Source organism: Streptomyces sp. SN-593, assembly GCF_016756395.1.
Lineage (GTDB): Bacteria > Actinomycetota > Actinomycetes > Streptomycetales > Streptomycetaceae > Actinacidiphila > Actinacidiphila reveromycinica.
This window is the reverse complement of record NZ_AP018365.1, coordinates 5,498,571-5,514,391: the sequence shown is the minus strand read 5'-3', so window position 1 is coordinate 5,514,391 and position 15,821 is coordinate 5,498,571. Positions and strand designations below refer to the sequence as shown.

Genomic DNA, 15,821 nt, shown 5'->3' with positions numbered 1-15,821 from the left:
TGGTCCCCCATGGGCGTTTGCGAACCGCCCGCCGGGTACCCGGAAAGCGGCGACCGCTCATGTGACATGCCCCCTGCTCAGATTCGCAGTTCACCCGATAGGGTCGCACTACCCTCATTTTCCGGCCGTCCTCGTACAGAAAGGTGCGCGTGATGACCGAACAGCACTTGCCTCCGCAACTCGAAGTCAGCCCGGAGGCGCCCGACCGCAACCTCGCCCTCGAACTGGTCCGGGTCACCGAGGCCGCGGCGCTGGCCTCCGCCCGCTGGGTGGGCCGGGGCGACAAGAACGGAGCGGACGGCGCCGCCGTCAGGGCCATGCGCACCCTCGTGCACACCGTGTCGATGAACGGCGTGGTCGTCATCGGCGAGGGCGAGAAGGACGAGGCGCCGATGCTCTACAACGGCGAGCGGATCGGCGACGGCACCGGCCCGGAGTGCGACGTCGCCGTGGACCCGGTGGACGGCACCACGCTGACCGCCAAGGGCATGCCGAACGCCGTGTCGGTGCTCGCCGCCGCGGACCGCGGCACCATGTACGACCCGTCGGCGGTCTTCTACATGGACAAGCTGGTGGCGGGTCCGGAGGCGGCCGAGTTCGTCGACATCACCGCGCCGCCCGCAGTGAACATCCGCCGGGTGGCGAAGGCCAAGGGCGTCGCCGTGGAGAACGTGACGGTCGTGGTGCTCGACCGGCCGCGCCACGAGGACCTGGCCCGTCAGATCCGGGAGACCGGTGCCCGCATCAAGTTCATCGCGGACGGCGACGTGGCGGGCGCGATCATGGCCGCCCGCGAGGGCACCGGCGTGGACCTGCTGCTGGGCATCGGCGGTACCCCGGAGGGCATCATCACCGCCTGCGCGATGGCCTGCATGGGCGGCACGATCCAGGGCCGGCTGTGGCCGAAGGACGACGCGGAGCGGCGCAGGGCGCTGGACGCCGGCCACGACCTGGACCGCGTGCTGCACACCGGCGACCTGGTCAGCGGCGACAACGTGTTCTTCGTGGCGACCGGCATCACCGACGGCGAGCTGCTGCGCGGGGTGCGGTACCGCGCCGAGACGGCCACCACCTCGTCCCTGGTGATGCGGTCGAAGTCCGGCACGATCCGGGAGATCGACTCGGTGCACCGGCTGTCGAAGCTGCGGGCGTACAGCGCGATCGACTTCGACCGCGCGAACTGATCCGCCCCCGCCCCGGCCGGGCGCCCGGCCCGCTCCCACCCGGGCGGGCACCCGCCCGGGGCGGCAGGGGCGCCCGGCACACGCGGGCGCAGCACTCCGGCCCGAGGCCCTCGCCGACGTCCTGACGGCGGCGTGGCGGCCGCGTACCGCCACGCGCCGGACGGAGCAGGAGCCGCCGCCGGACCGCGCCCTCGCAGGACCGCGCCCTCGCAGGACAGCGCCGCCGCCGGGCTCAGCCGGCGGCGGCGATACGGGGGGCGGCGTGCTGGAGCTCGACCTCGCGGCGCCGTCGCCGGGCGAGCACCACGCGCCGCTCGGCCGCCGTCATGCCGCCCCACACGCCGTACGGCTCCGGCTGGAGAATGGCGTGTTCGCGGCATTCGAGCATCACCGGGCAACGCGCGCAGACGCGCTTGGCGGCCTCCTCGCGCGACAGCCGTGCCGCCGTCGGCTCCTTCGACGGCGCGAAGAACAGCCCCGCCTCGTCGCTGCGGCAGGCGGCCTCCGAGTGCCAGGGGCCACCGAGGTCCCGCGGATGTCCGAGCGGGAGCGTGGGGTCCGGGGCGGGCTCGATCGGTTGAAGCACGGGAAACTCCTGACGACGGCGTTCGGGGCCCCCAGGCGCGGCTCTGGGGGGATTGCCACGCTTGCCCGTCACCACTCGGCGCCCGGGCGGTGCTGGGGCGGAACTGCCGTGCGGCGGCGTGCCGTTCCCCTACCCGCTGTGCGCGACTTCATGCGCACCGTGTTCGTTCCCCCGTACGACGCTCGCTCCGGCGTACGCCGCGGCGGGCCCCGATCGGGGCTCCGGGGAGGGGAGTCGGGGCGGAAGCGGCGGTGGTTCGTCCGCCGATGGGACCGTCTGTCCGGCCGCGCGGGCGGGGACCGGGCACGCCGTGTCAGCGCGTGTCAGGGCGCGTCAGGAAACGTCTGAAGCCGTCGGGAGGGGTCCGGACCCGTCGGGAGGAGTCCAGGGCGGTCGGGAGGAGACCCGCCCCGTCGGCACGAGACCGGCCCGTCGGCAGGAGTCCGCCCCGCCGCGAGGAGACCGGCCCGGTCGGGAGAAAGCCCGGCCCCGTCCGGACGCGTCAGCCCTGGAGCCGCTTCTTCGCCCAGTCGACGACCTTCTTGCCGCGCTTGGCCTTGGCCTCGACCCCGCCCCAGAAGGCGACGCCGACGACCCGCACCGACGGCGCCCGCGGGTCCGGCGCCTCGAAGGCCCGTACGTCGGCGCCGCCCATGATGCCGATCACACCGCTGCCGTGCAGCGTCACGTTCTCCGGCACCTTGATGCTCACGCCGCCCATGACCGCGGTGCAGTGGATGACCAGTTCGGGCGCCGTGAAGGTCGCCTCGGTCAGGTCGATCTCCACGCCGCCCATGACCGCGACCGCGGTGATCCGGTTGCCGACCCGCCAGCGCCCCTTGCGCTCGGTCCCGCTGAGGACCCCGACGAGGGTGGGGTTCTCGCCGGCGGGCTCGCCGGCGTACGCGCGCGCCGCTGACGCGGGGGACGGCGCGGCGGCGCTGCCGGCGGGCAGGTCCCGTACCAGCGGCTCCAGTTCGCCGACGGTCTTGGCGGCGTAGACCCGGTCCAGCCGCTCGGAGTGCTCCTCCGCGTCGAGCCGGCCCTCGGCCAGGGCCTCGCGCAGGATGTCGGCGATGCGGTCCCGGTCGGCGTCCGAGGCCCGCAGCGCGCTCTCCGCGCTCTGGGGCACGGGGGCGGCGGCGGGAGCGCCGGAGGTCTCCGCAGGCGTCCGCGGGGACTTCTCCACGGAGACCTGCGCGGGAGTCCCGACGGGCGGCGAGGGCTTCTGGAGCGGCGATTCGTCCACGCGACCACGGTACACAGACGCGATAGATCGCAACCACCCCCAAGACCCCTGACCGCTCCCCTAGGGGACGGCTTCCCGCCGCCCCAGGGAAAGCGCCGTGGGAGGGGGATCTACCCTGAAGAGGCTTCAGCGTCGACGCAGCCTGAGTGAGGATTGCCGCACATGCCCGAGTTCACGTACACGGATCTGCTCCCGCTCGGTGCGGACCCCACTTCGTACCGGCTGGTCACCGCCGAGGGCGTCAGCACGTTCGAGGCGGACGGGCGCACCTTCCTGAAGGTCGAGCCCGAGGCGCTGCGGCGGCTGGCGGCCGAGGCCATGCACGACATCTCCCACTACCTGCGCCCCACCCACCTCGCCCAGTTGCGGCGCATCCTGGACGACCCCCAGGCCAGCCCGAACGACCGCTTCGTCGCGCTGGACCTGCTGAAGAACGCGAACATCGCGGCGGCGGGCGTGCTCCCGATGTGCCAGGACACCGGCACCGCGATCGTGATGGGCAAGCGCGGCCAGCAGGTGCTCACCGCGGGCGGCGACGAGGAGGCCCTGTCCCGCGGCATCTACGACGCCTACACGAAGCTGAACCTGCGCTACTCCCAGATGGCCCCGCTGACCATGTGGGAGGAGAGGAACACCGGCTCCAACCTGCCCGCCCAGATCGAGCTGTACGCCACCGACGGCGGCGCGTACAAGTTCCTGTTCATGGCCAAGGGCGGCGGCAGCGCCAACAAGTCCTTCCTCTACCAGGAGACGAAGGCGGTGCTCAACGAGGCGTCCATGATGCGCTTCCTGGAGGAGAAGATCCGCTCGCTCGGCACCGCCGCCTGCCCGCCGTACCACCTGGCGATCGTGGTGGGCGGCACCAGCGCGGAGTTCGCGCTGAAAACGGCGAAGTACGCCTCCGCGCACTACCTGGACGAGCTGCCCGCCGAAGGGTCGCCGGCCGGGCAGGGCTTCCGGGACAGGGAGCTGGAGCAGCAGGTCTTCGAGCTGACCCAGAAGATCGGGATCGGGGCGCAGTTCGGCGGGAAGTACTTCTGCCACGACGTGCGCGTGGTGCGGCTGCCCCGGCACGGCGCATCCTGCCCGGTGGCCATCGCGGTGTCCTGCTCGGCCGACCGGCAGGCGCTGGCGAAGATCACCGCGGAGGGCGTCTTCCTGGAGCAGTTGGAGACCGACCCGGCGCGGTTCCTGCCGGAGACCACCGACGAGCACCTCGACGACGACGTGGTGCGCATCGACCTGAACCGGCCGATGGAGGAGATCCGCGCCGAGCTGACCAAGTACCCGGTCAAGACCCGGCTGTCGCTGTCCGGGCCGCTGGTCGTCGCGCGCGACATCGCGCACGCGAAGATCAAGGAGCGGCTGGACGCGGGCGAGGAGATGCCGCGGTACCTGCGGGACCACGCGGTGTACTACGCCGGCCCGGCCAAGACGCCCGAGGGGTACGCCTCGGGTTCGTTCGGGCCGACCACGGCGGGGCGGATGGACGCGTACGTCGAGCAGTTCCAGGCGGCGGGCGGCTCGTTCGTCATGCTCGCCAAGGGGAACCGCTCGCAGCAGGTGACCGACGCGTGCGCCGCGCACGGTGGCTTCTACCTCGGCTCGATCGGCGGGCCCGCGGCCCGCCTGGCGCAGGACTGCATCAAGAAGGTCGACGTCCTGGAGTACGCCGAGCTCGGGATGGAGGCGGTCTGGAAGATCGAGGTGGAGGACTTCCCGGCGTTCGTCGTCGTGGACGACAAGGGCAACGACTTCTTCCAGGACCCGGCCCCCTCCCCCACCTTCACCTCGATCCCGATCCGCCCGGGCGCCTGACCGCTCCCCCGCCGGCGCGCCGCCTTCCACCGACCGCCCCTTCCATCGACCCCCCTTCCACCGTTCGACGCGGCCCCCGGCCCGGCCCTCACCGGCCCTCCCGGGGGCCGCGGTGCGTCCGGATCCGCCGGGACCGGGGGCAGGGCAGCGCAGACTCCGTCGAACGTTAGCTCGAAAGAGCGAATAACGTTCGCTTCTCTTCCCTGCGGGACGTATCCGTCCATAAGCTCTCGAATGCGGAGGGAAACGGACGATCGTCCGCCCTCCGGGAGCGGTCCGGCCCGGCCAGCGTGGCCCGGCTGGGCGTGCTCGACCAGAGGCGGAGGGGTTCCGAACGGTTCGGAACCTTCGGCGTACCGGGGGTGCAGAAATGACGGACGTTCAGGAGCAGGACAGGTGGCGGCAGGGCCGGAAGGACGGCGCGGCCTACCTGGGGCAGGAGGTCAGGTTCGCCCGCGAGCACCGGGGGATGACGCAGCAGCAGCTCGCCGACGAGACGGGATACGAACGGCCGTACGTGTCGCGGGTGGAGAGCGGACAGCTCCTCGCGTCCGAGCAGTTCGTGAAGGCGTGCGACCGCATCTTCGAGACCTCGGGCTTCTTCACGCGACTACGGGAACGGGTGACCGAGCGCGGCCACCCGGGCTGGTTCGTGCCGTACGTGAAGCTGGAACAGGGCGCGAAAGAGATCTGCGACTACTCGAGCACCTTACTGATGGGCATGTTGCAGACCCCGGAGTACGCGGAGGCGACCTTCCGGGCGGCCAACCCCCGGGAGGACGACGGACAGATCGCGACGCGGGTCGAGGCGCGGCGGCAGCGGTATGCCGTGATGGAGGGGAAGCGGCCACCCCTGCTGTGGGTGATCCTGCACGAGGCGGTGCTGCGCACCGAGGTGGGCGGACGGGAGGTGATGGCAGCGCAGTTGGAACACCTGGCCCTCCAGGCGGCGAACCCGAACATCACCATCCAGGTCCTGCCGTTCTCGGCGGGTTCTCCCGCCTCCTCCGTGCCCTTTATCATTTTGTCGTCCTGGGACGGGACCCGGGTGGTGTACTCGGAGACCCGTCACGCGGGCCACGTGGACGAGTCCGCGGAAGCGGTGGAAAGCGCCCGGACGACGTACGACCGGCTCCGCGCCGCGGCCGTGTCCCCGCAGGACTCGCCGTCCCTCATCCGAAGCATCGCGGAGGAGCACGCCAGATGAGCATCATCCCCGACCCCGCCGACACCGCCTGGGTCAAGAGCAGCTACAGCGGCGGTGAGGGCGGCAACTGCCTCGAATGGGCGCCGACTCTCGCCTCCCGCGGCACTGTGCCCGTACGCGACTCCAAGGACCCCCACGGGCCCGCCCTCACCTTCACCCCCTCCGCCTGGACCGCCTTCGTCACCGCGGTCCGCAGCGGCGAACTCCCCACCGCCTGACCCCCGTCCACCGTAAGGAGGCCCACACCCTCGCCGGCGTAGCTCGTCTCGCTACTCCCGCGGCACGCGCCGACGTCGCCGCCTACGCCCGCATCATCGGCATCCCCGAAGCCCAACTCGACTGGCGGGACTGACGCCGCGCACCACGGTTTCCCGTTCCCGCACACGCCGATCCTTGACCGGCCGCCGACCTCACCCGGAGCATTGAAAGGAGGCAAGCGAGAAGGGGATGCCGATGCAGGTCACCGTCCTCACCAGAATCTGCGACAAGAAGGACTGGCCGACGCTGTACCGGACCGACCGGGGCACGCTCCTGGTCCAGGGTTACACAGGGGACGAGCACGGACTCAACGTGCCGAACGGCGAAGGGATCGTGGAGATTCCGGTGGAACTGCTGAAGAAGGCTGTTGCCGATGGCGTCCTCTAATTCCCTGGGCGATCTCTTCGACTCCTTCAAACATGAGGCGTTCCGACTTGAGACGCTGGACGACTACAGCGCGTCGGGCAACGTCGATGCCTTTCGGACGTTTCTTTCGGGTGGGCCCCAGCCGAAGGACTACAACGCGGAATGGGTAGCGGAGGTCGAGGCCGCGACGCGATCGGGTAAGCGCATCTACCGGGTGCATGTGCTCAAGCGCCCCCTGACCCCGTATCTCCGGTTCGAATTGGGGTGGGGATACCGGAAGAACTCGACCGCGGGCGAGGAGTTCTTCATCCTCGACACGACCGACGGCCACAGCCCGCTCGCCGATGTGGGGGACTTCTGGCTCTTCGACAGCACGGAGGCAGCGACGATGAGGTATGACGAATCCGGGAGGTTCCTCGGCGCCGAGATCGTCCCACTGCCCCGGTCAGCGGAGTACGTCACATACCGGAACGTCGCGCTCGATCACGCACAACCGTTCGCACCATGGTGGGAACAACACGGAGGAGTGTGAGGAGAAACCAACTCGGTTCAGCGCTGAGGGAGTTGCGGAGGGCGTCCGGCAAGGAGGCCAAAGCGGTTGCCCGCAGTGCCGCCATGTCCGCCATGTCCGCCAGCAAGGTCGGCAAGATCGAGACCGGCAAGCTGGCCCCGAGCGTCGTCGACGTACAGAGCATCCTCATGGCCATCGGCGTCTCCGACGAGGTGATGGCCGAGTACATGGAAGTGGCCAGGATCGCCGCCACGGAGGTCATCGCGTGGCGGCTTCTGGCACGCACGGGACCCTACAGAGGACAGCAGCAGGTCCAGGCGCTGGACCGGCAGATGCGACTGCTGCGTCTCTTCCAGCCAGCTCTTGTCCCCGGACTCCTCCAAACCCCGGCATACATCAGCGCGGTGGTGTCACGACACGGACTCACGCCGGACGCACATGCGCGCATGCTCGCGGCACGAATGGATCGCCAGCACGTCCTCCACGATGACGCCAAGCAACTACGGTTCATCATCACCGAGTCGGTACTCCGCTGGAGAATCGCACCTCCGGACGTCATGGCCGAACAGATGGAGCGGCTGATCTCCGTCTCCCACCTTCCCCGCGTCGACATACGTGTCGTATCCCAGACGGCCCCCCAGCGCGACTTCCCGTCGCATTCCTTCGTGATCAGGGACGAGCGACTGGTCACGGTCGAGACCGTCCATGCCGAACTCGTGGTGACCGATCCTCGGGACATCAGGGAGTACGTCGAGAAGTTCGAGGGGTTCTTCGAGTCGGCACTTTCCGGTCACGCCATGCGGTCGACCGTGGAAACGGTCAGGGACGAGTTCTTGCGGGAACGAGAAACCGGGTGAATGCGCGCAGGAAGTTCCACTACCGTTCAGTGGACGCAATCGTCCGACTGTACAACGGAGTTGATAACCATGAAGGACATTTCGATGAACGTCCGGGCAGGCGGGGACGGGGACGGGCATCCGGGGGCGCCGTGGACACCGCCGCAGGAGCCGCCGAGTCCGGATGGGACGACGCCGCCCGGGGACGGGACGCACCGGAAGTGAGGGCCGGGGGGACGCCGGCCGCGTGGCGCGGGGACGGCGTGGCCCCCGGGTGGGAGGCCGCGTTCGAGGCCGTGCCGCGGTCGGCGTTCCTGCCGGACGTGATGTGGCCGTACGACATGGGCCGACGGCGGGCCGTGACCGTCGCACGGTCCGAAGCGCCCGAGAGCTGGCGGGCGTTCGCCGACGCGGACGTGCCGATCGTCACGCAGTGGGACGACGGTGCCCACGAGGGCACGAGCCCGGGACGCGTGTCCACCTCGTCCGCGTCGATGCCGTCGGTCGTCGCGGCCATGCTCGGCGACCTGCGCGTGGCCGACGGCGACCGCGTGCTGGAGGTCGGCACCGGTACGGGGTGGAACGCCGCGCTGCTGTCCCACCGGCTGGGCGACGACCGCGTGACGACGGTCGAGGTGGAACCGGCGGTGGCGGCGGCGGCCCGGGGCGCCCTGGAGCGCGCCGGGTACCGCCCGACCGTGCTCAGCGGCGACGGCAGGGCCGGGCACGCGGCGCGGGCACCGTACGACCGGGTCATCGCGACCTGCGGGGTGCGCGAGATCCCGTACGCGTGGGTGCAGCAGACCGCGCAGGGCGGCGTGGTCCTCGCTCCGTGGGGGACGCACTTCGGCAACGGTGACGCCGTGGTCCGACTGGAGGTCGCGGGCCAATGCGCGTCGGGACGGTTCACCCGGCGGGTGGAGTTCATGAAGCTGCGCGCCCAGCGCACCGCGGTACGGCACCACGACCGTGTCCCGCCCGAGGGCACCGCCGCGGCCGAGGCGTCCACCACGGCACTGACCGAGGGGATCTGCTCGGCGACACGGGCGGGGACGGCCCCTTCGTGATCGGCCTGCGGGTGCCCGGCTGCGTCCAGGCGGTCGCCGAGAAGCGCGGCGACACCCGCCCGGTCTGGTTCTACGGCCTGGGCGACCCCTCGTGGGCCGTCGTCGTCTTCCGTGACGGTCAACGGGAAGCGGCGGTATGGCAGTCGGGGCCCCGCCGGCTGTGGGAGGAGGTGGCGGCGGCGGTGCGCTGGTGGCGGTCCCTCGACCGACCGGCGGCCGACCGTTTCGGCCTGGCGGTCACGGCCGAGGAGGCGTGGGTGTGGCTGGACACGCCCGGCAATCGGCTCCGGGACCGCTGAGCGGGAGGGGCCGGGGCTGCGGGAGCACGCACGTCGGCCCCGGAGCCGCTCCCGGGCGGGCGGGAACCCCGGGCCGGGTGCCCATCCGGCGGATGCCCATCCGGCGGACGTCCACCCGGCGGGCGGGCCCGCTGGCAGACGGCCCGCTGGCAGACGCCACCTGCATATGCACGCCGCCGGCCGGGAGTGATCCATTCCACGGGCGGGTGCGCCACGGGCACGGAAAGGGGGAACAAACCGGGTGGAGGGGGCACTGTAGAAGGTATGGACGAGGGCATGGACGACTTCCGGATCGAGCACGACTCGATGGGCGAGGTGCGGGTTCCCGCGGCGGCCAAGTGGGCCGCCCAGACGCAGCGGGCCGTGGAGAACTTCCCCATCTCGGGGCAGCGGATCAGCCGCCCGCACATCGAGGCGCTGGCCCGGATCAAGGCGGCGGCCGCGAAGGTCAACGCCGAACTGGGCGTGATCGACGCCGACATGGCGGCGGCCATCACGGCGGCCGCCGAGGAGGTCGCCGAGGGGCAGTGGGACGCGCACTTCCCGATCGACGTGTTCCAGACCGGCTCGGGCACCTCCTCCAACATGAACACCAACGAGGTGATCGCGGCGCTGGCCACCGAGCGGCTGGGCCGCACGGTCCACCCGAACGACCACGTGAACGCCTCCCAGTCGTCCAACGACGTCTTCCCCTCGTCGATCCACATCGCGGCGACCGCCGCGGTCACCGGCGACCTCGTCCCCGCCCTGGAGCGGCTCGCGGAGGCCCTGGAGCGCAAGGCGGCCGAGTTCGCGGACGTGGTGAAGGCCGGCCGCACCCACCTGATGGACGCCACGCCGGTGACGCTGGGCCAGGAGTTCGGCGGGTACGCCGCCCAGGTGCGGTACGGCGTCGAGCGGCTGCGGGCGGCGCTGCCGCGGCTGGCGGAACTGCCGCTCGGCGGCACCGCGGTGGGCACCGGCATCAACACCCCGCCGGGGTTCCCCGCCGCGGTGATCGCGGAGGTGGCGCGGGCGACCGGGCTGCCCCTGACCGAGGCGCGCGACCACTTCGAGGCGCAGGGCGCCCGGGACGGCATCGTGGAGACCTCCGGCCAGCTCCGGACGATCGCGGTGGGCCTGACGAAGATCGCCAACGACCTGCGCTGGATGGCCTCGGGCCCGCGCACCGGGCTCTTCGAGATCAGCCTGCCCGACCTCCAGCCGGGCTCCTCGATCATGCCCGGGAAGGTCAACCCGGTCATCCCGGAGGCGGTGCTGATGGTGGCCGCGCAGGTGATCGGCAACGACACGGCGATCACCGTCGCGGGCGCCGCGGGCAACTTCGAGCTGAACGTGATGCTCCCGGTGATCGCCCGCAACGTCCTGGAGTCCGTGCGCCTGCTGGCGAACGTCTCCCGGCTGCTCGCGGACCGCACGATCGAGGGCGTCACCGCCCACCCGGAGCGCGCCCGGGAGTACGCCGAGTCCTCCCCGTCCGTGGTGACCCCGCTCAACCGCTACATCGGCTACGAGGAGGCGGCGAAGGTCGCCAAGAAGTCGCTGGCCGAGCGCAGGACGATCCGCCAGGTGGTGATCGAGGAGGGGTACGTGGAGCGCGGCGACCTGACCGAGGCCCAGCTCGACGAGGCCCTGGACGTGCTGCGGATGACCCGTCCGTAGCCGGGGGCGACCCGTCCGTAGCGGGAGATGACCCACCCGTAACAGTGGTTCCGTAAACTCCGTTCATGACAGCCGACCTCGACACCACGCAACCGGACGGATCGAACGCGCCGCGGCCGCGCCGCTGGGCACCTGGGGACCAGGTGCTGTGGCGCTACCGCGGCAACGGCACGGACGAGGTGCACATCTGCCGTCCGGTGACGGTGGTGCGGGACGAGCCGGACCTGCTCGCGGTGTGGCTGGCCCCCGGCACGCGCTGCATCAAGCCGGTGCTGGCCGACGGCACACCGGTGTACCGGGAGCCGCTGGCCACCCGGTACACCAAGCCGCGCACCCGGGCGGTGGAGGAGTGGTTCGGCGCGGGGGTGCTGAAGCTGGCCAGGCCGGGGCAGCCCTGGTCGGTCTGGCTGTTCTGGGAGCCGGACTGGCGCTTCAAGAACTGGTACGTGAACCTGGAGGAGCCGCTGGACCGATGGTCGCGCGGGGTGGATTCGGAGGACCACTTCCTCGACATCTCGGTCCACCCGGACCGCACCTGGTACTGGCGCGACGAGGACGAGTTCGCGCAGGCGCAGGCCGACGGGCTGATGCCGGCCGAGCAGGCCGCGCGGGTGCGGCGGGCCGGCCGGGAGGCGGTGCGCGCGATCAGGGCCTGGGAGCCGCCGTTCCGCGACGGCTGGCAGGACTGGCGGCCCGACCCGGCCTGGCCGGTGCCCGAACTGCCGGCCGACTGGGACCGTCCGGCGCGATGAGCGCACCCCGTCCGCGCGGCCGCGCCGGTATCCGGGGCGTGCCCGGAACGGGGGGCGCGCGGCACGGGTCCTGGCGCCGGGCGCGGTCCCCTTGGCACGCCCCCCGCCGCGAACCGTAGGATCGTTCAACGGAAGCCTGCGCAATTGCCGGGTACGGCCTAGAGTTTGACGCCACGTCACGGGGGTACAAACGAGTGCCGCTCCCATGCATATGCCCGACACCGCACCACTGGCCCCACCCCGCCCGTCACCGCTTCACCCCGGCCCCGTTCCAGTCCCGTCCGCCACGACAGTCACAGCAGTCAGGGAGGCCCTGAGCAGTGGATACCGACGGTTACGAGCCCGTTGGCACGCCCCCCACCGACCCCGCGGCGGCAGCGGGGCGGGACCGTACCGGCCAGGCCGAGGCGTTCGACGCCATCGGCGACCGGTACGACGAGGCGTTCCCGCACAAGGAGGGCCAGATCACCGCGGGCGGCTGGGCGATCGCCGAGCTGGCACCCGGCTCCCGGGTGCTGGACCTCGGCTGCGGCACGGGGCTGCCGACCGCCCGTCAGTTCACCGACGCCGGCATGCGGGTGACCGGGGTGGACCTGTCCGCCGGCATGCTGGCCCGGGCCCGGCACAACGTCCCCGAGGCGGAGTTCCTCCAGGCCGACGTGGCCGACCTGGTCGAGGGCGGGCCGCTGGCGGCCGGGAGCTTCTCCGCGGCCGCGGCGTTCTTCACCCTGCTGATGCTGCCCAGAGCCGAGATCCCCGGCGCGCTGACCGCCGTCCGCGACCTGCTCGCGCCCGGCGGCCTGCTGGCACTCGGCATGGTCGAGGCGGACGTGGACGACGTGTCCATCCCCTTCCTCGGGCACACCATCCGCGTCTCGGGGTACCTGAAGGACGAGCTGCGCGCCGTCGTCGAGGACGCGGGCTTCGAGGTGATCAAGGAGATGTCGTACACGTACGCGCCGGCGAGCACCGACGTGCCGCCGGAGGAGCAGATCTTCCTCTACTGCCGACGCGCCTGAACCAGCCCAGGCCGACGCCCCGCCCGGCACCGGCCGCTGCGGAGCACCGACGGATGGACCTACTCGCGTGACCACGGACCCGCCACACCCGCCCCGGCCGCACGCCGCGCCGTCCCCGCAGGACCCGCGCGGCGGGTTCGGGCTGCGCGCCCCGGTGCCGCCGGCCGAGGACGACACCGCCGCGGCACCGGACACCCCCGGGTCCGAGGCACACGACCACGACCACGACGGGACGGCACCCGCCGCCCGCGCGCACGACGAGCCGGCCGCCGAGCCCGCCGCACCGGCCCGGTCCGGGGCGTACAGTGCACCGCGGAGCGATGGTGCCCCGGCTGCCGGGCAGCACCGCGCGGAAACGGCGCCCGGCGAGGCGCGCGGCGGGGCCCGTCCCGAGGGACCCGCCCGGCCTCCCGCCGCGGCGCACGACACGGGATGGGTGCCGGCAGTGACGGAGGGGAGCGAGGCGTTGAGCTCGTTTGTGAGCACACCGCCGCGGGGCACGGCGCTGGAGGCGGCCGGACACACCGCGGAAGAGGACTCGGTGGGCATGCGCATCCCGATGCCGGTGCAGACCGGCCCCGAGGCGGACCGGCTGCGGTACGTCGGCGCGGCCACCCGGCGGATCGCCCGCGGGCTCGACCTGGACGAGATCCTGCTCGGACTGTGCCGCTCGGCGGTGCCCGCCTTCGCCGACGCGATCCTGGTCTACCTGCGCGAGCCGCTGCCGGTCGGTGACGAACGCCCGTCGGGCCCGCTGCGGTTGCGGCTGCGCCGGGCCGACGGCGGGCTGGAGGGCCCGGGCGACACGCCGGACCTGCCGGTGGGCCACCTCCCCTCGCTGGAGACGCCGTACGGCGCCGCCGCCGAGACCATCGGGGTGCTGCTGGACGGGCCGCTGGCGGAGGTGCTGCGCGGGGTGCGCCCGGTCTTCGCGGAGTCGCAGCGGGCCGCCGACGCGATGGCCGAGCTGCTCGGCAACCCGCCCGGCCTGCTCCCGACCGGACGGCGCGCCCTGCTGGCCCCGCTGCGCGGCCGGCGCCGGGTGATCGGCGCCGCGGTGCTGCTGCGGCGCGCCGACCGGCCCCCGTTCGAGGCCGACGACCTGCTGGTCGCCGCCCAACTCGCCACGCACACCGCGCTCGGCGTCGACAAGGCGGTGCTCTACGGCCGCGAGGCGTACATCGCCGACGCGCTGCAGCGCGAGATGCTGCCGGACTCGCTGCCGCAGCCGACCGGGGTGCAGCTCGCCAGCCGCTACCTGCCCGCCGCGGAGTCCGCCCGGGTCGGCGGCGACTGGTACGACGCGATCCCGCTGCCCGGCAGCCGGGTGGCCCTGGTGGTCGGCGACGTGATGGGCCACTCCATGACGTCGGCGGCGATCATGGGCCAGTTGCGCACCACGGTGCAGACCCTCGCCGGGCTGGACCTCGCCCCGCAGGAGGTGCTCTACCACCTCGACGAGCAGGCCCAGCGGCTCGGCCAGGACCGGATGGCCACCTGCGTCAACGCGGTGTACGACCCGATCGCGCACCGCCTGGTGGTGGCGAACGCCGGCCACCCGCCGCCGGTGCTGCTGCACGCCGACGGCCTGGCGGAGGTTCTGCGGGTGCCCCCGGGTGCGCCGATCGGCGTCGGCGGGGTGCCGTTCGAGGCCGTCGAGCTGCCCGCGCCGGCCGGCGCGACGCTGCTGCTCTACACCGACGGGCTGGTGGAGTCCCGCAGCCGTGACGTCTGGGGCGGCATCGAGCTGCTGCGCGAGCGGCTGCACGACGCCGCCACGGTGGTCTCGCCGCCGCCGCTGGAGCCGCTGTGCGACGAGGTGCTGGAGATCCTCGGGCCCGGCGACCGCGACGACGACATCGCGCTGCTCGCGGCGCGTTTCGCCGGGATCGCGCCGAGCGACGTGGCGTACTGGTTCCTGGAGCCGCAGGCGCAGACCGCCGGGCGGGCCCGGCGGCTGGTCCGCCAGGCGCTGACCCGCTGGGGGCTGGACGACCAGGTCGACGCCGCCGAGCTGCTGGTCAGCGAGATCGTCACCAACGCGGTGCGGTACGCCGAACGCCCGGTGACCCTGCGGCTGCTGCGCACCGACGTGCTGCGCTGCGAGGTGGGCGACGACGCCCCGCTGCTGCCCCGGATGCGCCACGCCGCTCCGGAGGAGGAGGGCGGCCGGGGGCTGTACCTCGTCAACCGGATGGCGCAGCGCTGGGGCGCCACCCGCCTGGGTGCCGGCAAGGTCGTCTGGTTCGAACTGCCGCTCTGAGGCGGTGCCGCTCCGAGGGGTGCCGCTCTTCCGCGAGGGCACCCGCTCGGGGCCTTTCTCCTCCGGCCGTCCGCCTCCGGGGGGTTGGAGACCGGCGCCCCCTGCGGCTCAGTGCCCGGGCACGGTGCGGCCGCCCCGCACGGCCGGCCCCTTCCAGGTGCCGAGTGGCGGGGCGGGTGCGACGGTGGAACCGCCGCCGCCATGCCGGACGGCGGATCCCGGAGGGACGCTCCATGGGTACGTCCAACCTGCCGCCCACCACTGACGACGCCGGGGTCCCGGTGGAGAGCGACGAGCACTCGCCGGCCCTCGTCCCCGACGGCCCGGTGCGGTGCGGGCCGGCCCACACCGGCGCGCCGTACACGCCGAACTCCTGCGGCGGGCCCGCCGCGTCACCTCAGGCGTACGGGGACATCGCCGGATGGCAGGCGGCCGGCGAGATGGTACGGGAGGCGTACTCGCCGTACTCGCCGTACCGCTACGACGACTTCGGGCAGCCGGGGACCCTGGTGCGCGAGGTGCTGGACGACGCGGCGCGCGACCGGCTGGTCGGCAACGTGGTCGGGCACCTGTCCGACGGTGTCAGCGCGCCGGTGCTGGAGCGGGCCTTCGCGTACTGGCGCAGCATCGACCGGACGGCGGGTGACCGCATCGCCCAGGCGGTCGCGCGGCCCTGACCCGGTCGCGCCCGCCCCGTAGGACGCAGCCCCGGAACACGTGCCCCCTCCCGTGTCCCGGGGCTGC

The 15,821-nt window shown here is 72.6% G+C and carries 16 protein-coding genes; 14 read left to right on the top strand and 2 right to left on the bottom strand.

From position 1 onward, the window contains the following. Positions 1-152 precede the first annotated feature (152 nt). The gene (glpX, locus tag RVR_RS23485; RefSeq protein ID WP_202235802.1) at positions 153-1,184 is read left to right on the top strand and encodes a class II fructose-bisphosphatase; all 1,032 of its coding nucleotides are present in this window, start codon (positions 153-155) and stop codon (positions 1,182-1,184) included. 232 nt (positions 1,185-1,416) lie between these two features. Here the strand turns inward: glpX and RVR_RS23480 are convergent, their stop codons facing one another. Together RVR_RS23480 and RVR_RS23475 are read right to left on the bottom strand one after the other, a co-directional pair. Then, entirely contained in the window at positions 1,417-1,770 is a 354-nt protein-coding gene (locus RVR_RS23480; protein ID WP_202235800.1) for a WhiB family transcriptional regulator, read from the bottom strand. A gap of 502 nt (positions 1,771-2,272) precedes the next feature. Beyond that, a complete protein-coding gene (locus RVR_RS23475; RefSeq protein WP_430393167.1) occupies positions 2,273-3,019 on the bottom strand; it encodes a DUF1707 SHOCT-like domain-containing protein in 747 nt (248 codons plus the stop codon). A 162-nt stretch (positions 3,020-3,181) separates the two neighbouring features. Between RVR_RS23475 and RVR_RS23470 the strand changes: the two genes are divergently transcribed. From RVR_RS23470 to RVR_RS23415, 13 genes are all read left to right on the top strand, one after another. Further along, a complete protein-coding gene (locus tag RVR_RS23470; RefSeq protein ID WP_202235798.1) occupies positions 3,182-4,837 on the top strand; it encodes a fumarate hydratase in 1,656 nt (551 codons plus the stop codon). Between the two features lie 370 nt (positions 4,838-5,207). Next, complete coding sequence (locus tag RVR_RS23465; protein ID WP_202235796.1) at positions 5,208-6,044, top strand: helix-turn-helix domain-containing protein; 837 nt, start codon at positions 5,208-5,210, stop codon at positions 6,042-6,044. Then, positions 6,041-6,262 (top strand): DUF397 domain-containing protein, encoded by a 222-nt coding sequence (locus tag RVR_RS23460; RefSeq protein WP_202235794.1) that lies wholly within the window; start codon positions 6,041-6,043, stop codon positions 6,260-6,262. The genes RVR_RS23465 and RVR_RS23460 overlap by 4 nt, the downstream gene beginning before the upstream one ends. A gap of 235 nt (positions 6,263-6,497) precedes the next feature. Further along, positions 6,498-6,689 (top strand): hypothetical protein, encoded by a 192-nt coding sequence (locus RVR_RS23455; protein ID WP_202235792.1) that lies wholly within the window; start codon positions 6,498-6,500, stop codon positions 6,687-6,689. Then, positions 6,676-7,200: a DUF6879 family protein gene (locus tag RVR_RS23450; protein ID WP_202235790.1), complete on the top strand. Its 525-nt coding sequence runs from the start codon at positions 6,676-6,678 to the stop codon at positions 7,198-7,200. The genes RVR_RS23455 and RVR_RS23450 overlap by 14 nt, the downstream gene beginning before the upstream one ends. Continuing rightward, positions 7,197-8,036, top strand: a complete 840-nt coding sequence (locus RVR_RS23445) for a DUF5753 domain-containing protein (protein WP_237405384.1) — start codon at positions 7,197-7,199, stop codon at positions 8,034-8,036. The genes RVR_RS23450 and RVR_RS23445 overlap by 4 nt, the downstream gene beginning before the upstream one ends. A 242-nt stretch (positions 8,037-8,278) precedes the next feature. Beyond that, positions 8,279-9,082 (top strand): methyltransferase domain-containing protein, encoded by an 804-nt coding sequence (locus RVR_RS23440; protein WP_346731473.1) that lies wholly within the window; start codon positions 8,279-8,281, stop codon positions 9,080-9,082. Further along, the gene (locus RVR_RS38925; protein WP_346731472.1) at positions 9,079-9,381 is read left to right on the top strand and encodes a hypothetical protein; all 303 of its coding nucleotides are present in this window, start codon (positions 9,079-9,081) and stop codon (positions 9,379-9,381) included. The genes RVR_RS23440 and RVR_RS38925 overlap by 4 nt, the downstream gene beginning before the upstream one ends. A 276-nt stretch (positions 9,382-9,657) precedes the next feature. After that, positions 9,658-11,043, top strand: coding sequence for a class II fumarate hydratase (locus RVR_RS23435; protein WP_202239007.1), 1,386 nt, complete (start codon positions 9,658-9,660; stop codon positions 11,041-11,043). A gap of 65 nt (positions 11,044-11,108) precedes the next feature. Continuing rightward, positions 11,109-11,795 (top strand): cytidylyl-2-hydroxypropylphosphonate hydrolase, encoded by a 687-nt coding sequence (gene fomD, locus RVR_RS23430; RefSeq protein ID WP_202235786.1) that lies wholly within the window; start codon positions 11,109-11,111, stop codon positions 11,793-11,795. 320 nt (positions 11,796-12,115) lie between these two features. Beyond that, positions 12,116-12,814, top strand: coding sequence for a class I SAM-dependent methyltransferase (locus RVR_RS23425; RefSeq protein WP_202235784.1), 699 nt, complete (start codon positions 12,116-12,118; stop codon positions 12,812-12,814). Between the two features lie 67 nt (positions 12,815-12,881). Continuing rightward, positions 12,882-15,077 (top strand): ATP-binding SpoIIE family protein phosphatase, encoded by a 2,196-nt coding sequence (locus RVR_RS23420; RefSeq protein WP_202235783.1) that lies wholly within the window; start codon positions 12,882-12,884, stop codon positions 15,075-15,077. 233 nt (positions 15,078-15,310) lie between these two features. Continuing rightward, positions 15,311-15,754 (top strand): catalase-related domain-containing protein, encoded by a 444-nt coding sequence (locus RVR_RS23415; protein WP_202235781.1) that lies wholly within the window; start codon positions 15,311-15,313, stop codon positions 15,752-15,754. Positions 15,755-15,821 lie beyond the last annotated feature (67 nt).

What these genes read in the sequence shown, in the direction of transcription:
- glpX (WP_202235802.1), top strand. Translation starts at nt 153, where the DNA reads ATGACCGAACAGCACTTGCCTCCGCAACTCGAAGTCAGCCCGGAGGCG.
- RVR_RS23470 (WP_202235798.1), top strand. Translation starts at nt 3,182, where the DNA reads ATGCCCGAGTTCACGTACACGGATCTGCTCCCGCTCGGTGCGGACCCC.
- RVR_RS23465 (WP_202235796.1), top strand. Translation starts at nt 5,208, where the DNA reads ATGACGGACGTTCAGGAGCAGGACAGGTGGCGGCAGGGCCGGAAGGAC.
- RVR_RS23460 (WP_202235794.1), top strand. Translation starts at nt 6,041, where the DNA reads ATGAGCATCATCCCCGACCCCGCCGACACCGCCTGGGTCAAGAGCAGC.
- RVR_RS23455 (WP_202235792.1), top strand. Translation starts at nt 6,498, where the DNA reads ATGCAGGTCACCGTCCTCACCAGAATCTGCGACAAGAAGGACTGGCCG.
- RVR_RS23450 (WP_202235790.1), top strand. Translation starts at nt 6,676, where the DNA reads ATGGCGTCCTCTAATTCCCTGGGCGATCTCTTCGACTCCTTCAAACAT.
- RVR_RS23435 (WP_202239007.1), top strand. Translation starts at nt 9,658, where the DNA reads ATGGACGACTTCCGGATCGAGCACGACTCGATGGGCGAGGTGCGGGTT.
- fomD (WP_202235786.1), top strand. Translation starts at nt 11,109, where the DNA reads ATGACAGCCGACCTCGACACCACGCAACCGGACGGATCGAACGCGCCG.
- RVR_RS23415 (WP_202235781.1), top strand. Translation starts at nt 15,311, where the DNA reads ATGGGTACGTCCAACCTGCCGCCCACCACTGACGACGCCGGGGTCCCG.